The sequence below is a fragment of the Kitasatospora sp. NPDC087315 genome (assembly GCF_044744345.1).
In the GTDB taxonomy this organism is placed as follows: Bacteria; Actinomycetota; Actinomycetes; order Streptomycetales; family Streptomycetaceae; genus Kitasatospora.
Window position 1 is genome coordinate 128,064 of the sequence record NZ_JBIUYD010000025.1, and the last position, 18,154, is coordinate 146,217.

Annotated in this window: 17 protein-coding genes and 2 pseudogenes; all 19 read right to left on the reverse strand. The window is 71.4% G+C overall.

All coding sequences use genetic code 11. The features are described 5' to 3' along the window. Positions 1-96: 96 nt before the first annotated feature. Positions 97-3,723 carry a SpoIIE family protein phosphatase gene (locus tag ACIO5D_RS30640; protein ID WP_400799172.1) on the reverse strand — a complete coding sequence of 1,209 codons (3,627 nt, stop codon included), beginning with the start codon at positions 3,721-3,723 and terminating at the stop codon, positions 97-99. 230 nt (positions 3,724-3,953) lie between these two features. After that, positions 3,954-4,607: pseudogene (locus ACIO5D_RS30645) on the reverse strand (thiolase family protein); the annotation flags it as partial. 152 nt (positions 4,608-4,759) lie between these two features. Then, positions 4,760-5,323: a hypothetical protein gene (locus tag ACIO5D_RS30650; protein ID WP_400650547.1), complete on the reverse strand. Its 564-nt coding sequence runs from the start codon at positions 5,321-5,323 to the stop codon at positions 4,760-4,762. Between the two features lie 126 nt (positions 5,324-5,449). After that, positions 5,450-6,628 (reverse strand): methyltransferase domain-containing protein, encoded by a 1,179-nt coding sequence (locus tag ACIO5D_RS30655; RefSeq protein WP_400799174.1) that lies wholly within the window; start codon positions 6,626-6,628, stop codon positions 5,450-5,452. A 3-nt stretch (positions 6,629-6,631) separates the two neighbouring features. Continuing rightward, positions 6,632-6,775, reverse strand: coding sequence for a hypothetical protein (locus ACIO5D_RS30660; RefSeq protein WP_363605038.1), 144 nt, complete (start codon positions 6,773-6,775; stop codon positions 6,632-6,634). A 213-nt stretch (positions 6,776-6,988) separates the two neighbouring features. Continuing rightward, entirely contained in the window at positions 6,989-7,222 is a 234-nt protein-coding gene (locus tag ACIO5D_RS30665) for a hypothetical protein (RefSeq protein WP_363605037.1), read from the reverse strand. After that, positions 7,215-7,469: a hypothetical protein gene (locus ACIO5D_RS30670; protein WP_400650539.1), complete on the reverse strand. Its 255-nt coding sequence runs from the start codon at positions 7,467-7,469 to the stop codon at positions 7,215-7,217. Before ACIO5D_RS30670 ends, ACIO5D_RS30665 begins: the two co-directional genes overlap by 8 nt. A 99-nt stretch (positions 7,470-7,568) precedes the next feature. Continuing rightward, entirely contained in the window at positions 7,569-8,417 is an 849-nt protein-coding gene (locus ACIO5D_RS30675; RefSeq protein WP_363605035.1) for a helix-turn-helix transcriptional regulator, read from the reverse strand. A 27-nt stretch (positions 8,418-8,444) separates the two neighbouring features. Then, complete coding sequence (locus tag ACIO5D_RS30680; protein ID WP_400650536.1) at positions 8,445-8,969, reverse strand: DUF6879 family protein; 525 nt, start codon at positions 8,967-8,969, stop codon at positions 8,445-8,447. Then, a complete protein-coding gene (locus ACIO5D_RS30685) occupies positions 8,938-9,105 on the reverse strand; it encodes a hypothetical protein (protein ID WP_400799177.1) in 168 nt (55 codons plus the stop codon). The genes ACIO5D_RS30680 and ACIO5D_RS30685 overlap by 32 nt, the downstream gene beginning before the upstream one ends. Before the next feature lie 259 nt (positions 9,106-9,364). Next, on the reverse strand, positions 9,365-9,643 hold the full coding sequence (locus ACIO5D_RS30690) for a hypothetical protein (RefSeq protein WP_400650534.1): 279 nt from the start codon (positions 9,641-9,643) through the stop codon (positions 9,365-9,367). A 485-nt stretch (positions 9,644-10,128) separates the two neighbouring features. Further along, the gene (locus tag ACIO5D_RS30695) at positions 10,129-10,572 is read right to left on the reverse strand and encodes a hypothetical protein (protein ID WP_400799180.1); all 444 of its coding nucleotides are present in this window, start codon (positions 10,570-10,572) and stop codon (positions 10,129-10,131) included. Between the two features lie 163 nt (positions 10,573-10,735). Beyond that, positions 10,736-11,626, reverse strand: coding sequence for a P22 phage major capsid protein family protein (locus tag ACIO5D_RS30700; RefSeq protein ID WP_400799182.1), 891 nt, complete (start codon positions 11,624-11,626; stop codon positions 10,736-10,738). 98 nt (positions 11,627-11,724) lie between these two features. After that, a complete protein-coding gene (locus ACIO5D_RS30705; protein WP_363605028.1) occupies positions 11,725-12,099 on the reverse strand; it encodes a helix-turn-helix transcriptional regulator in 375 nt (124 codons plus the stop codon). A 187-nt stretch (positions 12,100-12,286) separates the two neighbouring features. Continuing rightward, a complete protein-coding gene (locus tag ACIO5D_RS30710) occupies positions 12,287-12,631 on the reverse strand; it encodes an HNH endonuclease (protein ID WP_400799185.1) in 345 nt (114 codons plus the stop codon). A gap of 732 nt (positions 12,632-13,363) precedes the next feature. Then, positions 13,364-14,947: a recombinase family protein gene (locus tag ACIO5D_RS30715; RefSeq protein WP_400799188.1), complete on the reverse strand. Its 1,584-nt coding sequence runs from the start codon at positions 14,945-14,947 to the stop codon at positions 13,364-13,366. Between the two features lie 66 nt (positions 14,948-15,013). After that, a pseudogene (locus tag ACIO5D_RS30720) lies at positions 15,014-15,502 on the reverse strand (steroid 3-ketoacyl-CoA thiolase); the annotation flags it as partial. Between the two features lie 147 nt (positions 15,503-15,649). Continuing rightward, positions 15,650-16,720 (reverse strand): serine hydrolase domain-containing protein, encoded by a 1,071-nt coding sequence (locus tag ACIO5D_RS30725; protein ID WP_400799191.1) that lies wholly within the window; start codon positions 16,718-16,720, stop codon positions 15,650-15,652. Between the two features lie 126 nt (positions 16,721-16,846). Then, complete coding sequence (locus tag ACIO5D_RS30730; protein ID WP_363605165.1) at positions 16,847-17,938, reverse strand: glycoside hydrolase family 19 protein; 1,092 nt, start codon at positions 17,936-17,938, stop codon at positions 16,847-16,849. Positions 17,939-18,154 lie beyond the last annotated feature (216 nt).

The following is an 18,154-nucleotide window of genomic DNA, read 5'->3' on the forward strand; positions in this document are numbered from 1 at the left end:
GGCCGCAGGCCGGGTGTCCGGGCAGGCCCGCCGGTCCCCGTCGGTGGATCCGTTCGCCGCCTCCTGCCGGGCCCCGGGCCCCGGGCCCGGCTACGGCTACAGCACGGAGGAGCCCGGCGGCAGCTCCAGTTCGAACCAGACCACCTTGCCTTCCTTGGTCCGGCGGCTGCCCCATCGGTGCGCGAGTTCGTTGACCAGCTGCATGCCGCGGCCGCCCTCGTCCTCCGCGTGGGCACGCCGGATCCGGGGCGTCTCGCTGTCCTGGTCGGCGACCTCCACCGTGAGCACCCGGTTGCAGAACAGCCGTAGCTGGGTGGGGGATCCGGCGTGCACCAGGGCGTTGGTGATCAGCTCGCTGGTGAGCAGCTCGGCCCAGTCGGCGAGCGGGTCCAGCCCCCAGCCGGCCAGTGTGTCGCGGGTGAACCGGCGCGAGTGCGAGACCATGGCGCGGTCTCCGGTCAGCGGCAGGGTGGCGATCCGGTCGGTGCCGATCGGCCGGGCCTGCGCCATGATGACGGCGATGTCGTCCTCGCTGGTGCGGCCGGTGAGCGCGGCCAGCACCGCGTCGCAGGTCTGTTCCAGCGAGCCGCGCCGGTCGGCGATCGTCCGGCAGAGCAGCCGCAGGCCCTCGTCCAGGTCGTGCCCCCGGCGCTCGACCAGGCCGTCGGTGTACAGCGCCAGGATGCCCTCCTCGGGGAGGGTGAACTCGACGCTCTCGAAGGGCACTCCGCCGACGCCCAGCGGTGCCCCCGGCGGCAGTTCGAGCAGCCGGGCCCGCCCGTCGGAGCCGGCCACCACCGGGGGCAGATGGCCGGCGCAGGCGGCGGTGCAACGGCGGTCCACCGGGTCGTAGACCACGCAGACGCAGGTGGCGAACTGGCCCTCGCCGAGCGCGGACGTGGCCTCGTCCAGCCGGTGCAGCACCCTGGTCGGATCCAGGTCGAGCGTGATCAGCGTGCGTGCCACCGTGCGGAGCTGGCCCATGGTGGCGGCGGCCCGGATGCCGTGGCCCATCACGTCGCCGACCACCAGGGCGACCCGGCCCGAGGAGAGCGGGACGACGTCGAACCAGTCGCCGCCGACCTCGCTGACCACGCTGCTCGGCAGATAGCGGTAGGCGATCTCCAGGCCCAGCGCGCGGTGCACGTCCTGGGGGAGCAGGCTGCGCTGGAGCGTCAGCGCGGTGTCCCGCTCCCGGCGGTAGAGCCGGCCGTTGTCCATGGCGAGCGCCGTCCGCGAGGCGAACTCCTCGGCCAGCGCCCGGTCCGCCGGTCCGAACGGCTGCGGGTTGCGGGTCCGGATGAACTCCGCGCCGCCCAGCACCAGGCCGCGCGCCAGCAGCGGCACCATCAGATAGGAGTGCACCCCGGCATCCAGGCCCGGCTGCACCCGGTCCGGCGAGGACGCGATCCGGCGCAGCGCCTCCTCGTCGACCTCCGGGACCAGGATCGAGCGGCCGGTGCGCAGGCTCTCCGCGTACACCTGGGCGGACTGCGAGGTCGTGCCCACCTGGTCGGACGCCTCGGCCATCGTGCCGTCGGAGTCCGTCTCGCCGACCGCCACCGCCCGCATCAGCACCGAGCCCTTCTCCGGTACCGGGCCCGGCTCGTCGCCGCTGAGCACCGCGTCCCGCAGGTCGACGGTGACGAAGTCGGCGAAGCGCGGGATCACCACCTCCACCAACTCCTCGGCGGTGCGGTGCAGATCGAGGGTGGTGCCGATCCGGGTGCTCGCCTCGTTGAGCAGCGACAGCCGCTGCTGCGCGGTCCACACCTCGTCCAGGGCGCGCTGGCGGGCCGCGGCCGCGTCGCGCTCCCGGGTGAAGAGCAGCGCGTTGTCGATCGAGAGCGCCGCCCGGACCGCCAGCTCCCCGGCCAGCGCCAGGTCCTCGTCGTCGTACGGCCGCTCCACCACCGTCCGGTAGAAGCCCGCCACGCCCACCGCCGCGCCGCGGGCGATCAGCGGCAGCACCATGAACGAGTGGAGGTTCTGCTCCCACACCGCCGCCGTGCGGACCGGGTCGTCGGCGAACCAGGCCATTCCGGCGGCGTCCATCTGCGGTACCAGCACCGGCTTGCGGTGCTGGAGGCTCCACGCGTACGGCGAGCCGGGCCGGAACCGCTGCACCCCGCCGACCCGGTCGATCGGCCTCAGCGTGGAGTCGGGTGTCGAGTGGAAGGCCATCCGGCGCAGTACGGCGGAGCCGTCCGCCGGGGCCCGGGCCTCGCGCTCGCCGCGGATCAGGTCGTCCAGTATCTCGACCACCACCGTGTCGGCCAGCCGGGGCGTCGCGACCTCCGCCAGCTCCAGTGCGGTCTGGGCGAGATCGAGCGTGGTGCCGATCCGGGTCGAGGCGACGTTGACCAGCGCCAGCCGATCCTGCGCGGCCCTCGCCTCGCGCAGCGCCCGCTGGCGGGCCAGGACGGTCTGGTGCTCGCGCAGGTACAGCCGGGCGTTGTCGATCGCGACGGCGGCGCGCGAGGCCAGCTCGTCGCCGACGGTGATGTCCGCCGCCGCGAACGACTCCCGGTCGCCGCGCCGCGAGTACACCACCATGCCGAGCGTGGTGCCCCGCGCCACCAGCGGGGTGATCCGCACCGAGCGCGGGCGGTCGCCGAGGTACGCCTGGCGGCTGTTCTCGGTGATGCCCTCGCTCAGCAGCGGCAGCTCCCAGGACGGCACCACCACCGTCCGCCCGGTCGCCAGCGCCCGCGTGTACGGGGAGTCCGGTGCCAGCTCGTACACCGCGTCCACCGGCAGGGTCTCGGCCGGGTACGCCGGGTCGGCGGTGGCGAGCGCGAGCCTGCGCACCAGCTGCGGGGCCGCCGGGTCGAGCGGCGCCACGCCGCGCCCGGCGACCAGCGCCTCCAGCGCGAACACGCCGCTGATGTCGGCGATCTTGGGCACCATCGCATCGGTCAGTTCGCGGGCGGTCTGCCGCAGGTCGAGGGTGGTGCCGATGGACGCGCCCGCGTCGACCAGGAGGGCCAGCCGCTCCTGTGCGCGGGCCGCCCGGGCGTCCGCGCGGAAGTGCTCGGTGATGTCGATGACGGTCGAACTGACCCCGAGGACCCGCCCGCCGGGATCCTCCAGCCGGAAGTACGAGGCCGACCAGGCGTGGTCGTGCGCCGGGTCGCCCGGGGTGCGGCCGTGCGAGTGGGTGTCCACGACCGGCTCGCCGCTCTCCAGCACCCTCCGCATCACCGCCTCGCTCTCGGCGCCGTTGATCCCGGGCAGCAGCTCGGTCAGCCGGCGGCCCAGATGGGCCTCGACGGGCAGACCGTTGACCCGGGCCAGCGCGTCGTTCAGCCGGACGAAGGCGAGCTCGGTGTCGAACACGCTCATGCCGATGGGGGACTGCGTGAAGAAGCCGTCGAGGATGGCGAGATCCGCCTGGATCCGGCGCAGCGTCGTGACGTCCGCGGCGACGGCGAGGACCAGCGGGGTGCCGCCGGGCCCGGCGATCGGGTGGGTGCGGAACTCCAGCGAGACCTGGTGGCCGTCGCGGTGCCGGACGGGGAAGACCCCCGACCAGCCGCGGCCGTCCAGAATCCCCTGGAAGAGGGCCAGCACCTCGGGCCGGTTCTCCTTCGAGGTCAGCAGCTGCGCGGCCTTGGCGCCGACCGCCTCCTCGGCGGTGTAACCGAGCAGCGCCTCGGCGTCACTGCTCCAGTGCAGGATCCGGCCGTCGGCCTCGACCAGCGCGGTCGCGATCGGCACCATCAGCAGGGCGTCCTGATCCGGCCCCCCGACCGGCTGCCCCCGGCGCGGTCGTCCGGGGTCGCCGGCATCACGCTGCTCGTTCACCATGGCCAGAGAACCGCCCGGAGATCGTTTTCACCAGCCCTGCCATCTTCCCACGCGGGCCCGGCCGACCGCGCGGGCGAGGGGCGGGGGAGTCCGCCGGCCGTTCTTCGCGAGGCCCGGTCCGTCCGCGCGGTAGGGGGCGCCGCTCAGTCCAGCGCTTCCAGGACGGTGGCGTTGGCCAGGCCGCCCGCCTCGCACATGGTCTGCAGCGCGTAGCGGGCGCCCCGCGCGCGCATCGGGTGCACCAGCGTCGTCATCAGCCGGGTGCCGCTGGCGTCGAGCGGGTGGCCGAGCGCGATCGCCCCGCCGTGGACGTTCACCTTCGCCGGGTCCGCGCCGGTCTCCCGCAGCCAGGCCAGCACCACACTCGCGAACGCCTCGTTCACCTCGAACAGGTCGATGTCCGACAGCGAGAGCCCGGCCCGGCGCAGCGCCTTCCCGGTCGCGGGCAGTGCGCCGGTGAGCATCAGCAGCGGGTCCGAACCGGTCACCGTGAAGGAGTGCGGCCGGGCCGGCGGGCGCAGCCCCAGCCGCGCGGCCGTCTCGCCGCTGGTGATCAGCACGGCCGAGGCGCCGTCGTTGATCGGGCTGCTGTTGCCCGCGGTCACCGACCAGCCGATCTGCGGGAACCGCTCGGCGAAGGCCGGGTCCTCGCACGCGGGCCGCAGCCCGGCCAGTACCTCGGGCGTGGTGCCGGGGCGCACCGACTCGTCCGCCGTCACGATGCCGCCGGGCGTCACCACCGGGGCCGGCTCCGCCTCGAACAGCCCGGCCGCCCGGGCGTGGGCCGCCTTGGCATGGAGGAACGGACCGAGCTTGCACCTTGTTCCCGACCTGCGATAACAAGCCCAAGGTGCATTGTGATGCGACCGTGTGTCCGCCCAGTTGACGTGAGCCCGTTCGGTCCCGCCTGCACATTCCAGCGGGCATGCAAGCGGGACCGATCGCGACGTTAGGCCGCCGGAAGGGCGAGCATCGGTCGGGCGTCACTCATGCTGGTCGGGGCGGGCGGAGTCGGCGGCGGGGGCGGTTGGGGGGAGTGCCACGCCTTGGCGGCCACGATCACGCCGCCGTCCTCGGGGCCGACCCACAGCGAGAGGTCAGCGGCGTATCCGCACCCCGCCATCGCGGCCAGCGTCCGGCCGCTCACGGTAGCGTCGTAGGTTGCTTCCTCAGGACGCTCCGGCCGATGGTGGATGAACCCGCCGAGTCCGGTGCACAGTCGGGCGTACAGCAGGGTGTCCAAGACCAGTGCGTGCCAGCCTTCGTCTACGGCCGGGGACGGCGCGATGCCGACGCGTGGGCACTTGGCCACGGTCGAGAGGAACGCCAGGGCCTCGGCCACAATGCGGCGACTCAGGTGGTGTTCCATGCCCGGGTTGCTGTCTCGCACGGTAGCGGCCACGCCCTCGAACTCCTCGGGCGTCAGCAGGTCCAGGGCCCGCACGGGCACGGCCGACGGCTCCGGGGGCATCGGGCCGGGTCCGGGCGGCTGATTGGGGCCGGGAGTGGTCATACTGGTGTCCTCCTCACACTGAGGCGATCGGTCACTGGTTAGTGGCCGGGTCGTTCGGTGGTGCGGGACCGCTCCGGTCGCTGCTCTCTGCCAAGATTTCGGCGACCGGAGCGGGTAGACGGTCGGTCAGTTCTGCTGCGGCACCGGATTCTCCGGGGAGTCGAGCCAGGCGGTCTGCCCGTGCGGGGTGGCAGTCAGACCGAAACGCTCATAGCCGGGGCGGCCTCGGTCATCCCACCAGCGGTAGGCGGCCTCCACCTCGTCCCAGAGCTTGCGTGGCCCGGACTGGTACACCTCGTACTCCGTGCGGTCTCGCACGTAGTCGGCGGACGCCCACGACTGCTTGTCTCGGCTGTACAGCCACAGCGTGTACGCGCCGTTGTCATAGCGCTCCGCTCGCCAGAACGCCCCGGGCACACCGAGCCCGATGACGAACTGCTGGAACCACTCGCCGGTGTCCCACGGAGACAGAGCAGTGACGCTCTTCTCTGCGTCAGCCGGCCAGGGCACCCCGCGCAGGTAATCGTCGAACGGTGGGCGCTCGGTTCGCTGCTGACGGATTCTCATAAAAGCCGATCCGCCGGTGAAGTGACCGACGGCCCGGCTCCGGTCCTCGTCCACGGCGAGTCGGACAATCTGTTCCCCGCCGTACTCGGTGCCGAGCGGGGCGACGATCACCGCACCCGGGGCGGCCTGCTCCAGCCACATCGGAGGGATCTCCAGCACTGAGCAGGTAGCGATGATCCGGGAGTAGCGTCCGCCCTCGGCCCACCCCTCCCGGCCGTCTCCCTCGATCACTGTCGGTGCGAGCCCCGCCCGGTGAAGGTTCTCCCGGGCTCCCTTCGCCACCTCGGGGTCGTACTCCACCGTGACCACGTTGGAGTCCCCGACGCGATGCGAGAGGAGTCCGGCGTTCCAACCCGTGCCGGTCCCGATCTCCAGCACTCGGTCATCCGGACGCACGTCCAGGTCTCGGAGCATGGAAACCACCATGGTCGGCATCGAGTTGGACGACGTCGGGGTGGTGCCGAGCCCGTCCCCCTCGTGCTCGCCGTCGTCCCACTGCGTGGTCAGTGGGATGTCCGAGTAGACCGCCCGTTCCCACGCCGCGGGGTCCGTCGCGCGGTCCACGAGAGGGTTCTGCCGTGTGCCGTCCGCGATGCCCGGCCAGATGCGGTCTGGGACGAACAACTCGCGGGGTACGGCCGTGAAGGAGGGGAGCCAGTCTGATGAAAGCGCGCCGCTGGCCACCAGCGCGGAGGCGAGCCCCTGAGGGCCCGCCTCCCTGTGCGTCTCGCCGGTCACTGGCTACTTACCGCCCGCCGGGTTCTGGCCGTCCGAGGTGTTGCCGCCCTCGTCCGAGCCCCCGCCGCCGTGCCCGGAGCCCTTGTTGCTGTCGTCCTGCTGCTTGCCGCCGTCACCGGAACCGGTGCCGCCACCACGCTTACCCATGCTACTACCTCCATGCTCGTCGTGTCCGGCGGGCGGATACCCGCCGGGTGGTGCTGCCCGTCCCGGCCGTTCTTCCCCAGGTCGGCCGGGACGGGGGACTGTGGGGCCCTGCCCGTCCCATCGGGGGGATTCGGGATGGGCTGGGCCCGGGGTCCGCTCGCGGCCGTCGAACGCCCCTTTCCTGGGCCCGCTGCGGTGGTCAAGGTCGGCGCGTCAGCGCCAGGGGTGGTTCTCCTCACGCACCCGGGCCAGCAGGCGCGCCCGTCGGGCCCGGTCCTCCGGCGACAGGGGCACCTCGCCGAACTCCTCCGGTGTGAGCACCGGCCTGGGCTCGGACGAGCGCACACGGGGCCACGGATGGGCGTGCAGCCACTCGAACGGGTTCACTGGTCCCAAACCCTCGACGGTGCCGTCCAGGGCCTCTTGCGGAGTCTCCTGGTCACTCACCGGCCACTCCCGACGCCACGCACTCCCCGCCCTCGATGTGACGGCGGGCCCGGCAGTCCGAGCAGGGGCAGGTGGCGCGTACGGCGTCGATCTGGAGCCGCGCGCCCACCGGCGGGGCCTGCCCGGCGGCATTGGCCGCCCGGTAGTCGTCCAGCGGGTTCCAGCCCGCCGGGAGCCTCGTCAACTCGAACTTGCTGGGGCCGGTCACGACCTCGCGGTACTCACGCTTGGGAGTGCGTTTCGCCATCGGTCTGTCCTCCTTCGCCGTGGCGGTGGGGGGTGCGTGACAGACCGTAGGGAGTCGACTACAGGCAGTGCCAGGAACTTGCGCCTAATTGCGCCGGTATCAGCGCAGGGCGTCTATGGCGCTGGTCAGCAGTGCACGCGCTTCGCCGCCGTAGACCGCCATCTGCGACAGGGCCAGGAACGCGGCTGCGTAGTCTCTGACCTCCCTTGGCTCCGTGTGCCGGAGATAGCCCACCGTCAGTTCGACGGAGACCACGGCATCATCGAACATGTAGAAGTCTTCGGCTGGAGACCGCGCGCGGTCCGGTCGCGTCGGAATGATTCCAAGGCTGATGCTCGGAGAGGTGCTGATGGCTATCAGATGCCCAAGCTGGCCAGCCAGCGTATCCCCGTCGCACACTGCCCCGCGCAGGACTGATTCCTCCAGCACCAAGGCAAACCGACGAGGGCCGGAGAACAGCATCCGCTGGCGCTCCATTCGAGCCTCAACAGCGGCCTCTACGTCGTCAATGGCGACTCGTGAACGCTGGATTGCGCGCAGGACGGCCGCTGTGTACTCGCGGGTCTGCACCATGCCGGGGACAACCTTGCTGGCGTACACCCGGAAATGCCGCGTGCGCTCGTACAGGTCAAACACCGACTCCTGGGCGGCTCGCAACCCAGTACGTTCCATACGCCGCCACTCGGTGTACAGCGAGTCCACGGCCCGCGCGGCTGCGATCAGGTCCGGGATCTGGCCCTCCGCGCCGCAAGCGCGGCACCATGCCCGGATATCGTCCTCGGACGGCGCGGACTTGCCGCTCTGGATTCGGGAGGTTTTGGCGGGATGCCAGCCACACCGTGCAGACAGTTCCTCGCCTTTGAGTCCAGCGTCCTTGCGTAGCTCGATGAGGCGGTTTGCCAGAGCCTTTCGAGCAGCGACAACGCTGGACGATGGCGACGACGACATGTGCTGACTGCTCGATGGTTGCTGGTATCAGAGAATCTTGTACTCGTCGTGCGGCGTTGCGCGCTCCCACACGGCCTCGAAGGCGTCGGAGCAGAGTTGAACGGCCGCCAGGTCCTCGGTGGCCTCGTTCTCCAACCAGTCACCGTTACCGGCGAAGTGACCCCACACGACGAGCCGGCCGTCGATTAGCCAGAAGTCGTTACCCGGCAGGGCGAGCGTGGACGCCTGCCGACGTGGAAGCCATCGGACCTGTTCACCCGCCGCGACGTTGGGGAACGTCACGTCGTACTCGTACCGGATGTACTCGCTCACCGGCTCGGACACGATCCGGGCCCGACGAACCTCCACGCCGCGCGAGACCGCCTCGGCCACCACGTCGAGCCACGGACGCCACCAGGCCGACCGGTCGGCCGGATCGTGCCGAATGCCTCGTTGCCATGCGTGAAGGGCCGGATCATCGAGCATGTAGCCGTCACGCATCTCCAGGTGAACGGCGGAGCGCTGAGCTGCTTTCAGCAACTCATCCGGCCTGGTCACCACCGTCCGAGACATCGCACGCCTTCCTGATCGCTTCGACCACATGTGCAGGCATTCGGACCACGGTCTCGTAGTCCGGCACGGTGCCCGCAGCCCGAACTTCTTCCTCGGCCTCAGCGTCGAGACGATAGCCCTGAAACAGCAGGTCCATGGTCTCCTCGTCAAGGAAGATGGTCGGGGAGTTCCCATCCGGGGACTTGTCGTCCTTCCAGATCAACCGTAGTGCCATGGCGCTCCCCCATGTCCAGTCAGTTGCGGCTACTTGCAAGACAGTCACTCCCATGGACAGGGAAGCCATCAAGAGGGCGTGCCGAAACGACGGGCAACTGAGTGCAGGACGTTAGGCCCAGAACGCACGAAAGGCCCCGGCTGCCCAGTTCGTTGGGCGGCCGGGGCCGGTGTGCTGGGGGTCAGATGCGGTTGCCCCAGCGGTGGGTGGCGAGGGCGCGGGCGGCGTTGGAGCGGCCGGCCGAGGGCTCGTCGGCGGGGAGGCGGACGCGGGCGATCAGGCGGCCCGCTTCGGCGCGCAGCTGGCGGGCTTCGGCGATCAGGGGGTGGGCGACCATGACCCCATGGCGGGTGCCTCCGGCGATCAGGCGCCCGTCCGCGCGGACCTGATCATCGCAGTGCGCGGCGTCGCGCAGGTGGTGCTCGGCGAGGCGGAGCGCGGCGTCTTCCTGGGGGTCCAACTCGATTTCCAGGGTGGCGAATCCGGCGCGTAGGTCGGTGATGATCTCGTTCAGCTGGGACCTCTTTCACTACTCTCGGCTCATGGGCGTGACGCTGTGTGCATGAGGGTTGGTTGACGCCCATGCGCATCGGTACTGGGCTGCTATGACGCCCCGGACAGGGAAGAGGCGCAGCGGGGAGTCGCCCCCCCGGGGTACAGTGATCCACTTCACGCGCTGACGTGCGCCGACGCCTCGTGTTTGATGGCAACTTGCGCGCTTCGAGTTGGCGAATGGCAACGCCAACTCGGCTTCACGGCAAGCTTGTTCGTAGGCGTGTGCTCGGCTCTGTGGTCGGCCGCGCTGCTTCACTCATGGGCGCGGATCGGGAGGGACAGGCCCGCCCCTCCCAATCTGCGTGTCGCGCCGGGACGACTCTCCTTTGCAGGTACAGCCTGTACCCGCTATTCCTCTGTCCGGGTCACCACGCCCGGCGGATCAGCCGCTCAGCCAAGGCCCGGTGGTCGGGCTTGGCGGGTGGTGGTCGGGTCGAGTCCCCCCGTGCCGAATAGTGGGCGCGGGGTGGTGGCCTCGGCCAGGTTGCGGCACAGCGCGTCCAGGTCCACGAACGGGCCAGCGGCGCGGGCAGCGTCGGCGGCGAACGGCGGCAGCGAGTACGCGGTGATGACCTGCTCGACCTCGGTGCGGCGGGTGTCCTCGGCGGCTTGGTGGGGTAGCTCGTCCGCCTCGACGGACGCGCCGCTGTGCTCCTCGCGGACGTGGGCCAACTCGGCCTCCAGGTCGGCGATTCGGGCATCTCGCGGGTCGGGCTCGGGCTCCGGCCGGCTGCCGGGCTCGGCCTCGGGTGCGGGGGTCGGCACGGCGTCGCGCTGGGCGGGGGTGTCGGGGTGGGCGACACCCCCGGGGATGGCCTCGGCGGGCGTGGGCATGGGCTCTCCGGTCTTCGTGGCGGGGCGGGCGACTGGTCCGTTTGGACCAGTAGGCAGCTCTGGGGAGGCGGGACGGAACCTCGTGCCAAAGGGCACGGGGTTCATTGCTTTGTCGGGCGGGAACCTTGGCCATTTCTCGCCAAGGTGTGCGCTCCACCCGGGGTCACGCCTTGGCGGGCGGGGTGACCGTGAAGGCGATGGCGCGGGCCGGGTCGATGGTGGCCACGCCGCACAGGGTGTCCACGATGGAGACCTCGGACTTCACGGACGGGTCGAAGTCCATGGTCACGCGTAGCGCGTACTGGTTGTCGGCGGCGGAGACGGAGCGGGCTCCGCCCTGCACCTCGCTGGGGGCGCGCACCGCGAGGGCATACGCGGTCTTGTGGAAGGCCACCGCGCCGTCCAGGTGCGGGGACACGACCACGCGGAAGCCGAACAGCTCGCCCATGGTGGCGTTGCGCAGCGCCTGGGAGTCTCCGGCCTCGTTGACCTTCTGGAGCTGCTCGACGTCCAGCAGGATGTTCTGCACGTCCGGGCCGATGGCAAGGAATCGAGCGGCGGCGGGGATCTCGCGGCGGGTGAAGTCGGCGGCAGCGGCGGTGAGCATCTTCACGACGTGGCCGGCCTCGCCGTGCTTGGCGTCGGCCTTGATCGCGCGGGCTCCAGTGGCCTTGCTGGCGGCGTTGAGCAGGGCGGCGGCGGACTTCTCGACGTAGGCCGACACGGCGTCCATCTGGGGCTTGAGGACCTGCTCGCCGAAACTCTCGATGTTGAGCGTCATGTCCTTGGTGGTGAAGGCGGCGGCGTCGGTCGGCTCGTCGGTCAGCTTCACCTGGACGTGGCCCTCCTCCACCTTGGTGTAGACGGTGGTGCCGTTGAAGTTCTGGGCGACGTGGCGCTTGGGGGTGCGCACCCGCACCACATCGCCCCGGCCGCCGGTGAACGCGGCCTCGGCGTCGCGCATCACGCACTCGCCGAGGACGGAGTTCGAGCGCATCAAGGCCAGGCTCACGGCCACGACATCGGTGATCTCGAAGGTGTTGCTGCTGGGCATCGGGAGGCGCCTTTCCTAGAGGTCCCACCATGGCGGCGGGAACGAAGAAGCCCCGGCCATCTATGGCGCGGGGATGGGCAGTTGGGGTGTGCTGGCGGTCAGCCGGCCGAAGCCGCGGGAAGCCCGTTGAACAGGTCGGCGGCGGTCGGCGGCCGGTGGCCCTCAGGGGTGCGGAACAGGCGGGCGTCACCGCTCATGAAGTGTGTGCCGGTCGTGCGGCGCAGGGTGAGCAGGGCGGACAGGAACGTGAACTCGGCGTCGGGGTTGGCCTCCCATGCTTCGTGGTTGACCACGTCTCGGTAGGTCAGTCCGAGCGCGTTGCACCACGTGAGGTAGTGCGTGGGGGTCGGGGTCTTGTCCTCGGCCTCCCAGGCGTAGACGGTGGCGAGGTGGACGCCGACGCGGTCGGCGACCTCGGTGACGGTCAGGTCCAGGGCCTTGCGGCGGGCGTTGAGGGTGATCGGGTGGATCATGGGGAGGGGGTTCCTTTGCGGTCGGGTGGCGGGGTTCATGATCACCAGGGGGCGTGGGGTGAAACGGCACGCTGGCGGCCCCACCCGCCCCGAATCTGGTGATCATGGTCGGGGGTCCGGGCGGGGTTCGGCCCGCTGCGGCAAGGGGCTCGGCGGGCCCAGGGGGCGTGCGGCCCCCTCCCTGGGGTCAGGGGGTCGGGGGGTTTGCGCACGTCACGACATCCCCCCGGATCTGAGGTGGGGTCAGGCGTTCGCGCGGGGAGATCCACTCGGACAGCAGCATGTCGCCCTTGTCGGTGTTGCAGTCCCAGCAGGCCCAGCGGAGATTGGCGATCTCCGTGAGCCCTCCGTGCGCCACCGGCCGGACGTGGTCCAGGACTTCGCCCGGCGTGGCCAGCTCGGGCGGGCAGTACGCACACCGGTCGCCGAACCGCTGTGACACGTTGCGGCGGATCGACTCCCGGCGGTCCTTGAGGCGGCGGCGCTGCTCGGCCTGGCAGGCGCGGCAGACGCCGTCGGGGAACTGCGTCACCTCCTTGCGGAAGCGGCAGCGTCGGCACGCACGGGGCTTCTCCCTGGGGTCTCTACCGGCCTGGCGGGCCTTGCGGTGGGCGTGCTCGGCGGCGCGGGCGCACTTCTCGGAGCAGTAGCGCCTGCGGGGGTCCGCCAGCGCGTCTACGACGCCGGTGCACCGAGGGTTGTGGCACGCCCGGGGGCCCTGTGCGGTGCGCTCCAGTAGCTCGGCGCGGCGGGCATCCTCACGGCGGCGCGCCCTGCGGTCGGCCGCGCACGGCTCGCAGTAGACGACCTGCCCAGCGCGGGCGGGTCGCCTGCCCGACGGCTCGCCGCACTCACCGCACAGCGCGGGGTCCGCAAGCTCTCTCAGCGCCGCGCGCTGGGACTCCTGCGCCAGGGCGAAGGCCCTGCGGCAGCGGTCGTCCGCACAGACCGGCTGTGGGCCGTCCCGGGCCCGGGGCCGCACCCCGCACACCCGGCACCGGGCCGTGGTGGCCTCCATCTCCGGCACTCCTCCCCCCGACGAAACGCGGTGATCATGAACAGGTGCAGACGTGACCGTTGCTCTCGCCTGCGGACGAATCCCGGAGCAAATGAGAGAGACCCCGGCGCAGTGCCGAGGTCTCCCGCGAAGCCGCCACGCACGTTCGAGTGCGCGCACCTGCCCACCTGTATTGAGAGGAAGCGGTTAACACCGAGCCCTCAACTCCCCACGAGAGAAGGTCTCATAGGTATTAAGCCGGGCCGGTTAACGGCTCCCCTCCCCGGCCGCCGGCTTCGGGGGCTTCCACCCACGCGGCTTCTTCCACACGATGTCCAGCCGGTCCGCCTTGAGCCGCGCCCCCGAGTACGGGGCCTTCTTCAGATACACCCGCTCGATCGCCAGCCGCAGCAGCTGACCCCGGTAGTGGCTGTCACCGGACTCCCACAGCTTCAGGCAGCGCTCGGGATCCCTGAGCACCGAGATGTCCGCTATCGGCTTGGCCACCGCCTCCCAGTCCTTGCGGGCGCTCTCCACGTCCTCCACCGCCGCCCGGCGCAGCTTGATGAACGTCTCCTCGCCGTCACGGCCGGTGTAGGCCCCGCCCGCGTTCAGGCGGTCCAGGCGGGCCACGGCCTCCTCCGCCAGCTTGATCTGGCCCCGGGCCTCGGACTCCTTCTGGCTCTCCTCCGGCTGCGAGAGGGCCACCCAGCCCTCGGCGACGGCCAGCATGACGGGGTCCAGCGGGCTGGCGGTGGTCAGCTTCTTGTGCCACTCCTGGGCGAGGACTCGTTCCACCGAGGCCCGCATGCCGGTAACCGGGTCGGGGCACGTGGTGACTCCGAGGCAGAGCGGGCCGCAGCGGAACGACTGGCCATGGATCGTCGCCGTGTGGCCCTTCTTCGGGTCACGGCCACCGCCGTCGCACCAGATGAGGCCCGAGGCGGGCGAGCGCTCGACAGGCTTCTCCTGTTCCTCCACGGTCGGCAGGTTCTTGCGCCGGTCGATCCCGGCCGCGATCCGGCGGTGCTTGTCGAACGTCTCCTGTGGGATGGTCTCCGCCCCCTTGGCGAACACGCGCACCGGCTTGCCCTTGGCGTTCAGGTAGAGGTGGTGATGCCCCTTCACGGTGAAGACCTGCCATCCGAGGTACACCGGATTACGCAAGATCTTGCCGACGGGGTTCGACCGGACGGGGCCGCCCCGAGACGAGCGGTACCCGTCGGCGGTCAGCCCCAGCGCGATCTTCCGGTTCGAAGCGCCCTCGGCGGCCTCGTTGTGGATACGCACGATCATCGGCCAAAGCTTGCCGGGCTTCAGCTTGCGCTTCTTCGTGACCTTGCACCCGATCGGCGCACCCGACAGCCACTTGCCCTCCTCGCGCTGCTGGGCCTTGGTGTCGCGGACCTTCTCCGACAGGACCCGGCTGTACTCGCGAGCGTCCTCCGCCTTGCCCACGATGCGGGAGCGGTCGGCGGGGATGTCGGTGTCCAGCCGGTCCAAGTCGAATACGAGCCGCTTGCCCGGCACGTCCAGGATCTTCAGCACGTCGCCCGCACCCTGACGGGAGTAACGGGAGGAGTCGTACACCCGCAGGCAGTCCGAGTCACCTTCAAGCAGCGCGTGCACCGCCGCGTCGAACTCCGGACGCTTCACGCCCTTCTTGTAAGCGCTCAGGTTCTCGCGGAAGATCCGCCGGATCTCGTACCCGTTGTCCTTCGCCCACGCCCGGCCCCGCACCTCCTGAGCCTTCAGGGACAGGATGTCCCGGGCAGCCGTACCCCTCACGACCTGGGACTTCCTGAGAAGTAGGTCGAGATAGCGCACCGGTCCGGCAGGCTTGCGAGCCATGGTTCCACTCTCCAGTCAGCGGCACGGGCCTGCATCCTGGAGGTGCAAGGGCAACCCGTCGCTCTGGGAGTCGGCGGCGAACGCATCCATCGCCTCGCGCGGGAGGGACCACTTGGCCGCGATCAGTTCGGCGCTGACGCCCTGCGGGACCAGCCCGCCGGGGTAGCGGGCGGCGACCGCCGCGCCGAACGGGTCCGCCCCGGGCGGCACGTTCGACCACATCGGCACCCGGCTCATCGACTCGATCCCGCAGGCCGCCATCACGTCGTACGCGCCCGCGAGCACGCCCTGGGCGGCGAAGTGGACGGCCTGCTGGGAGGAGCCGCACTGCCGGTCGACCGTGGTCGCCGGGACGGACTCCGGCAGCCCGGCCGACAGCCAGGCGTAGCGGGTGGTGTTCATCGCCTGCTCGGCGACCTGGTCGACGCAGCCGCCGATCACGTCGTCGACCAGCGCCGGGTCGATTCCGCTGCGCCCGATCAGGGCCCGCAGGGTGTGGGCGAGCAGTTCCACCGGGTGGACGCCGGAGAGCGCGCCTCCCGGTGCCACCGCCATCGCGGCCTCCTCCCGCTCCCCGGCCCGTGCCGGATCCGTCCCCCGCCCGGCACCCCGGGCGGCAGATGATCAGCATGATCCGCGCGGGCCGAGCCGGACAGGGCCAATCGGGAGTCAATGGACCGGCACCCCGGCCCGGCTGGCGCCCTACCCGGCGGCTGTCGCGAACTCGTTCTGCAGCCTGCGCAGCAGCGCGGTGCCCGCCGCGTCGGCCGAACGGCGGGTGTTGACCAGCACGACGACGCCCACCTGCTTCTCGGGATCGAAGGCCACGAAGGACCGGAAGCCCCCGGTGCCGCCGTTGTGCCAGATCTGCAGATGGCCGCCCTGGTGGGCGTGGAGACGGTGGCCCAGCCAGCCCAGATGCGTCCAGGCGAACGGGTTCACCCGGTGCCTCACCTCGCGGGTGAGCGCTATCGCGGGGGACAGCGGCGCCTCCCTCTCCCGCCCGGACGCCAGCTGCGCGCGCAGGAGTACCACCAGGTCGGCGGCGGTCGAGCGCAGCGCACCGGCGCCCGCCAGGTCGGCCAGGCGCCAGCCGGGTACGGGCCGCCCGCCCGGCGTGTGGCCCTGGGCGAGCCGGGCGGACCGCTCCCCGCCGACCGTCACCACGGTGTCGGCGAGCCCGAGCGGCCCGCAGACCTCCCGTGCCACCAGCTCCTCGTACCCGGTGCCGGCCCGGTGGGCGAGCGCCAGGCCCAGCAGCCCGGCGCCGAGGTCGGAGTAGCGGAAGCTGCGCCCGGGCGCGGCGCGCAGCCGGGTGCGGGCGAGCCCGGCCAGCAGGGCGTCGCTGGTGCAGCGGGCGTACGGATCGGGCCTGCGCGGGTGGAGCAGGGCGGGCAGCCGTGTCCCGGCGGGCAGGCGGGGGAGCCCCGAGGTGTGGGTGGCGAGGTGCCGCAGCCGTATCGCCTTGCCGCCCCTGGCCGGGACGGCGGCGCCGGCCGGCAGCGCGTCGGCCAGGGCGGCGGAGAGCGGTTCGTCCAGGGCGGCCGAACCGGTGAGCACCTGCCGCGCCAGGGCGAGCGAGGTGAAGACCTTCGTCACCGAGCCGATCTCGAACAGGGTGCCCGGGCCGGGCACGCCGCCGTCCGGACCGCCGGTGCGTCCGGCGCCGCGGATCTCCACCGCACCCCCGGCCAGCCCGGCGACCACCACACCGACCTGCTGGGCGGCGACCCGGTCGGCGGTCTGCTGGACAAGGCTGCCAAGATTGCTCATGACAGCGAGCCTAGGGCGTCTCCGGAGCCCGCCCCCGCCGCTTTCCGGGGGCAGGCGTCGGGGAGCCGACGAGTGCCGTGGGGTACCCGGGGGAGCGGCGGGGGCGGGGTTGCCGACGGCGGGCCGTCAGCAGCTCAGGTTGGCACCGGGGGTGGTGCCGAGAATCTGGGTGAAGCTCTGGTACGAGTTGATCCGGCTCTGGACCTGGGCGGGGTTGCCGCCGTTGCACTCCAGGGTGCCGTTGATGCTGCGGATCGTCTCACCGAAGCCGGCCCCGTTGACCATGGCGTTGTGCGGGGTCATCGTGCCCGGGCCGGTCTGGGTGTTCCAGTACCAGAGCGCGGTCTTCCAGGCGACGGCCGGGTCGGTCTGCACCAGGTTGGGGTTGTGCAGCAGGTCGATGCCCAGGGCGTCGCCGGCCGCCTTGTAGTTGAAGTTCCAGCTCAGCTGGATCGGACCGCGACCGTAGTACGCGGCCTGCCCGGCCGGGCAGCCGTACGGCTGCGAAGCGTCGCAGTAGTGCGGGTAGTTGGCGGTGTTCTGCTCGACGACGTAGACCAGGCCGCCGGTCTCGTGGTTCACGTTGGCGAGGAAGGCCGCGACCTCCTGGCGGCGGACGGTGTCGCTGCCGGTGGCGGCGAAGGCCGGGTAGGCGCTGGTGGCGTCCAGCAGGCCCTGGTAGGTGTAGAAGGGGTTGCGGTTCGGGAACATCTGGTTGAACTGGGCCTGGCTGACCGGGAATCCGCCCGGGTTGGGGGTCTGGGTCGGCGAGGGGGTGCCGGTCGGCGTGGTGCCGCAGGTGTACGGCTCCCAGTACCAGGTGCTGATCACCGGGTCGTAGCCCGGGTTGTCATGGGTGGCCCGGTAGAACCCGCCGTTGGTGTAGCGGACGATCGTGCCGGTGGTGTAGGTGCGCCCGGCGACCCAGTCGGGGTAGACGCAGGAGCCCTGGGTCGGCGTGGGGTCGGTGGGGCCGCCGCCGCAGGCGCCCTGGTCGGCCCAGACGCCGGTACCGGTGGTGCTCGGGGTCTCGTTCTGGGTCCACCACTTCGCGGACCAGTTGTGCCCGTTGTAGGAGACGGCCGCGCCGCCGGTGTACGCGGTGGCCGCGTTCCAGGGAGTGGCGCAGGCCGCCGCGTTGGCGGAGGCGGCGGGCAGCAGCAGCGCGACCGCCAGCGCCGTGACCACGGCGGAGACCAGCGCGAGCAGGCGTTTCAATGACACTTCATCACCCCTTGTGCGGTGGGGGCCGCACGGTCGTGGAGGTAGGGACTGTCGGGGCAGGGGGCCGGCCCCGTGCGAGGGCACGTCGTGGGGGACGGGCCGACCGGGGCTAGGGCCAATGCCGGTGACTTAATTCGTGTCTCGCTTGGTGATCGTGACGGTGGCTGGTTGGGGTGGTGGCCAGTTGCGGTGTTGGGCGCGTTTGAGGGG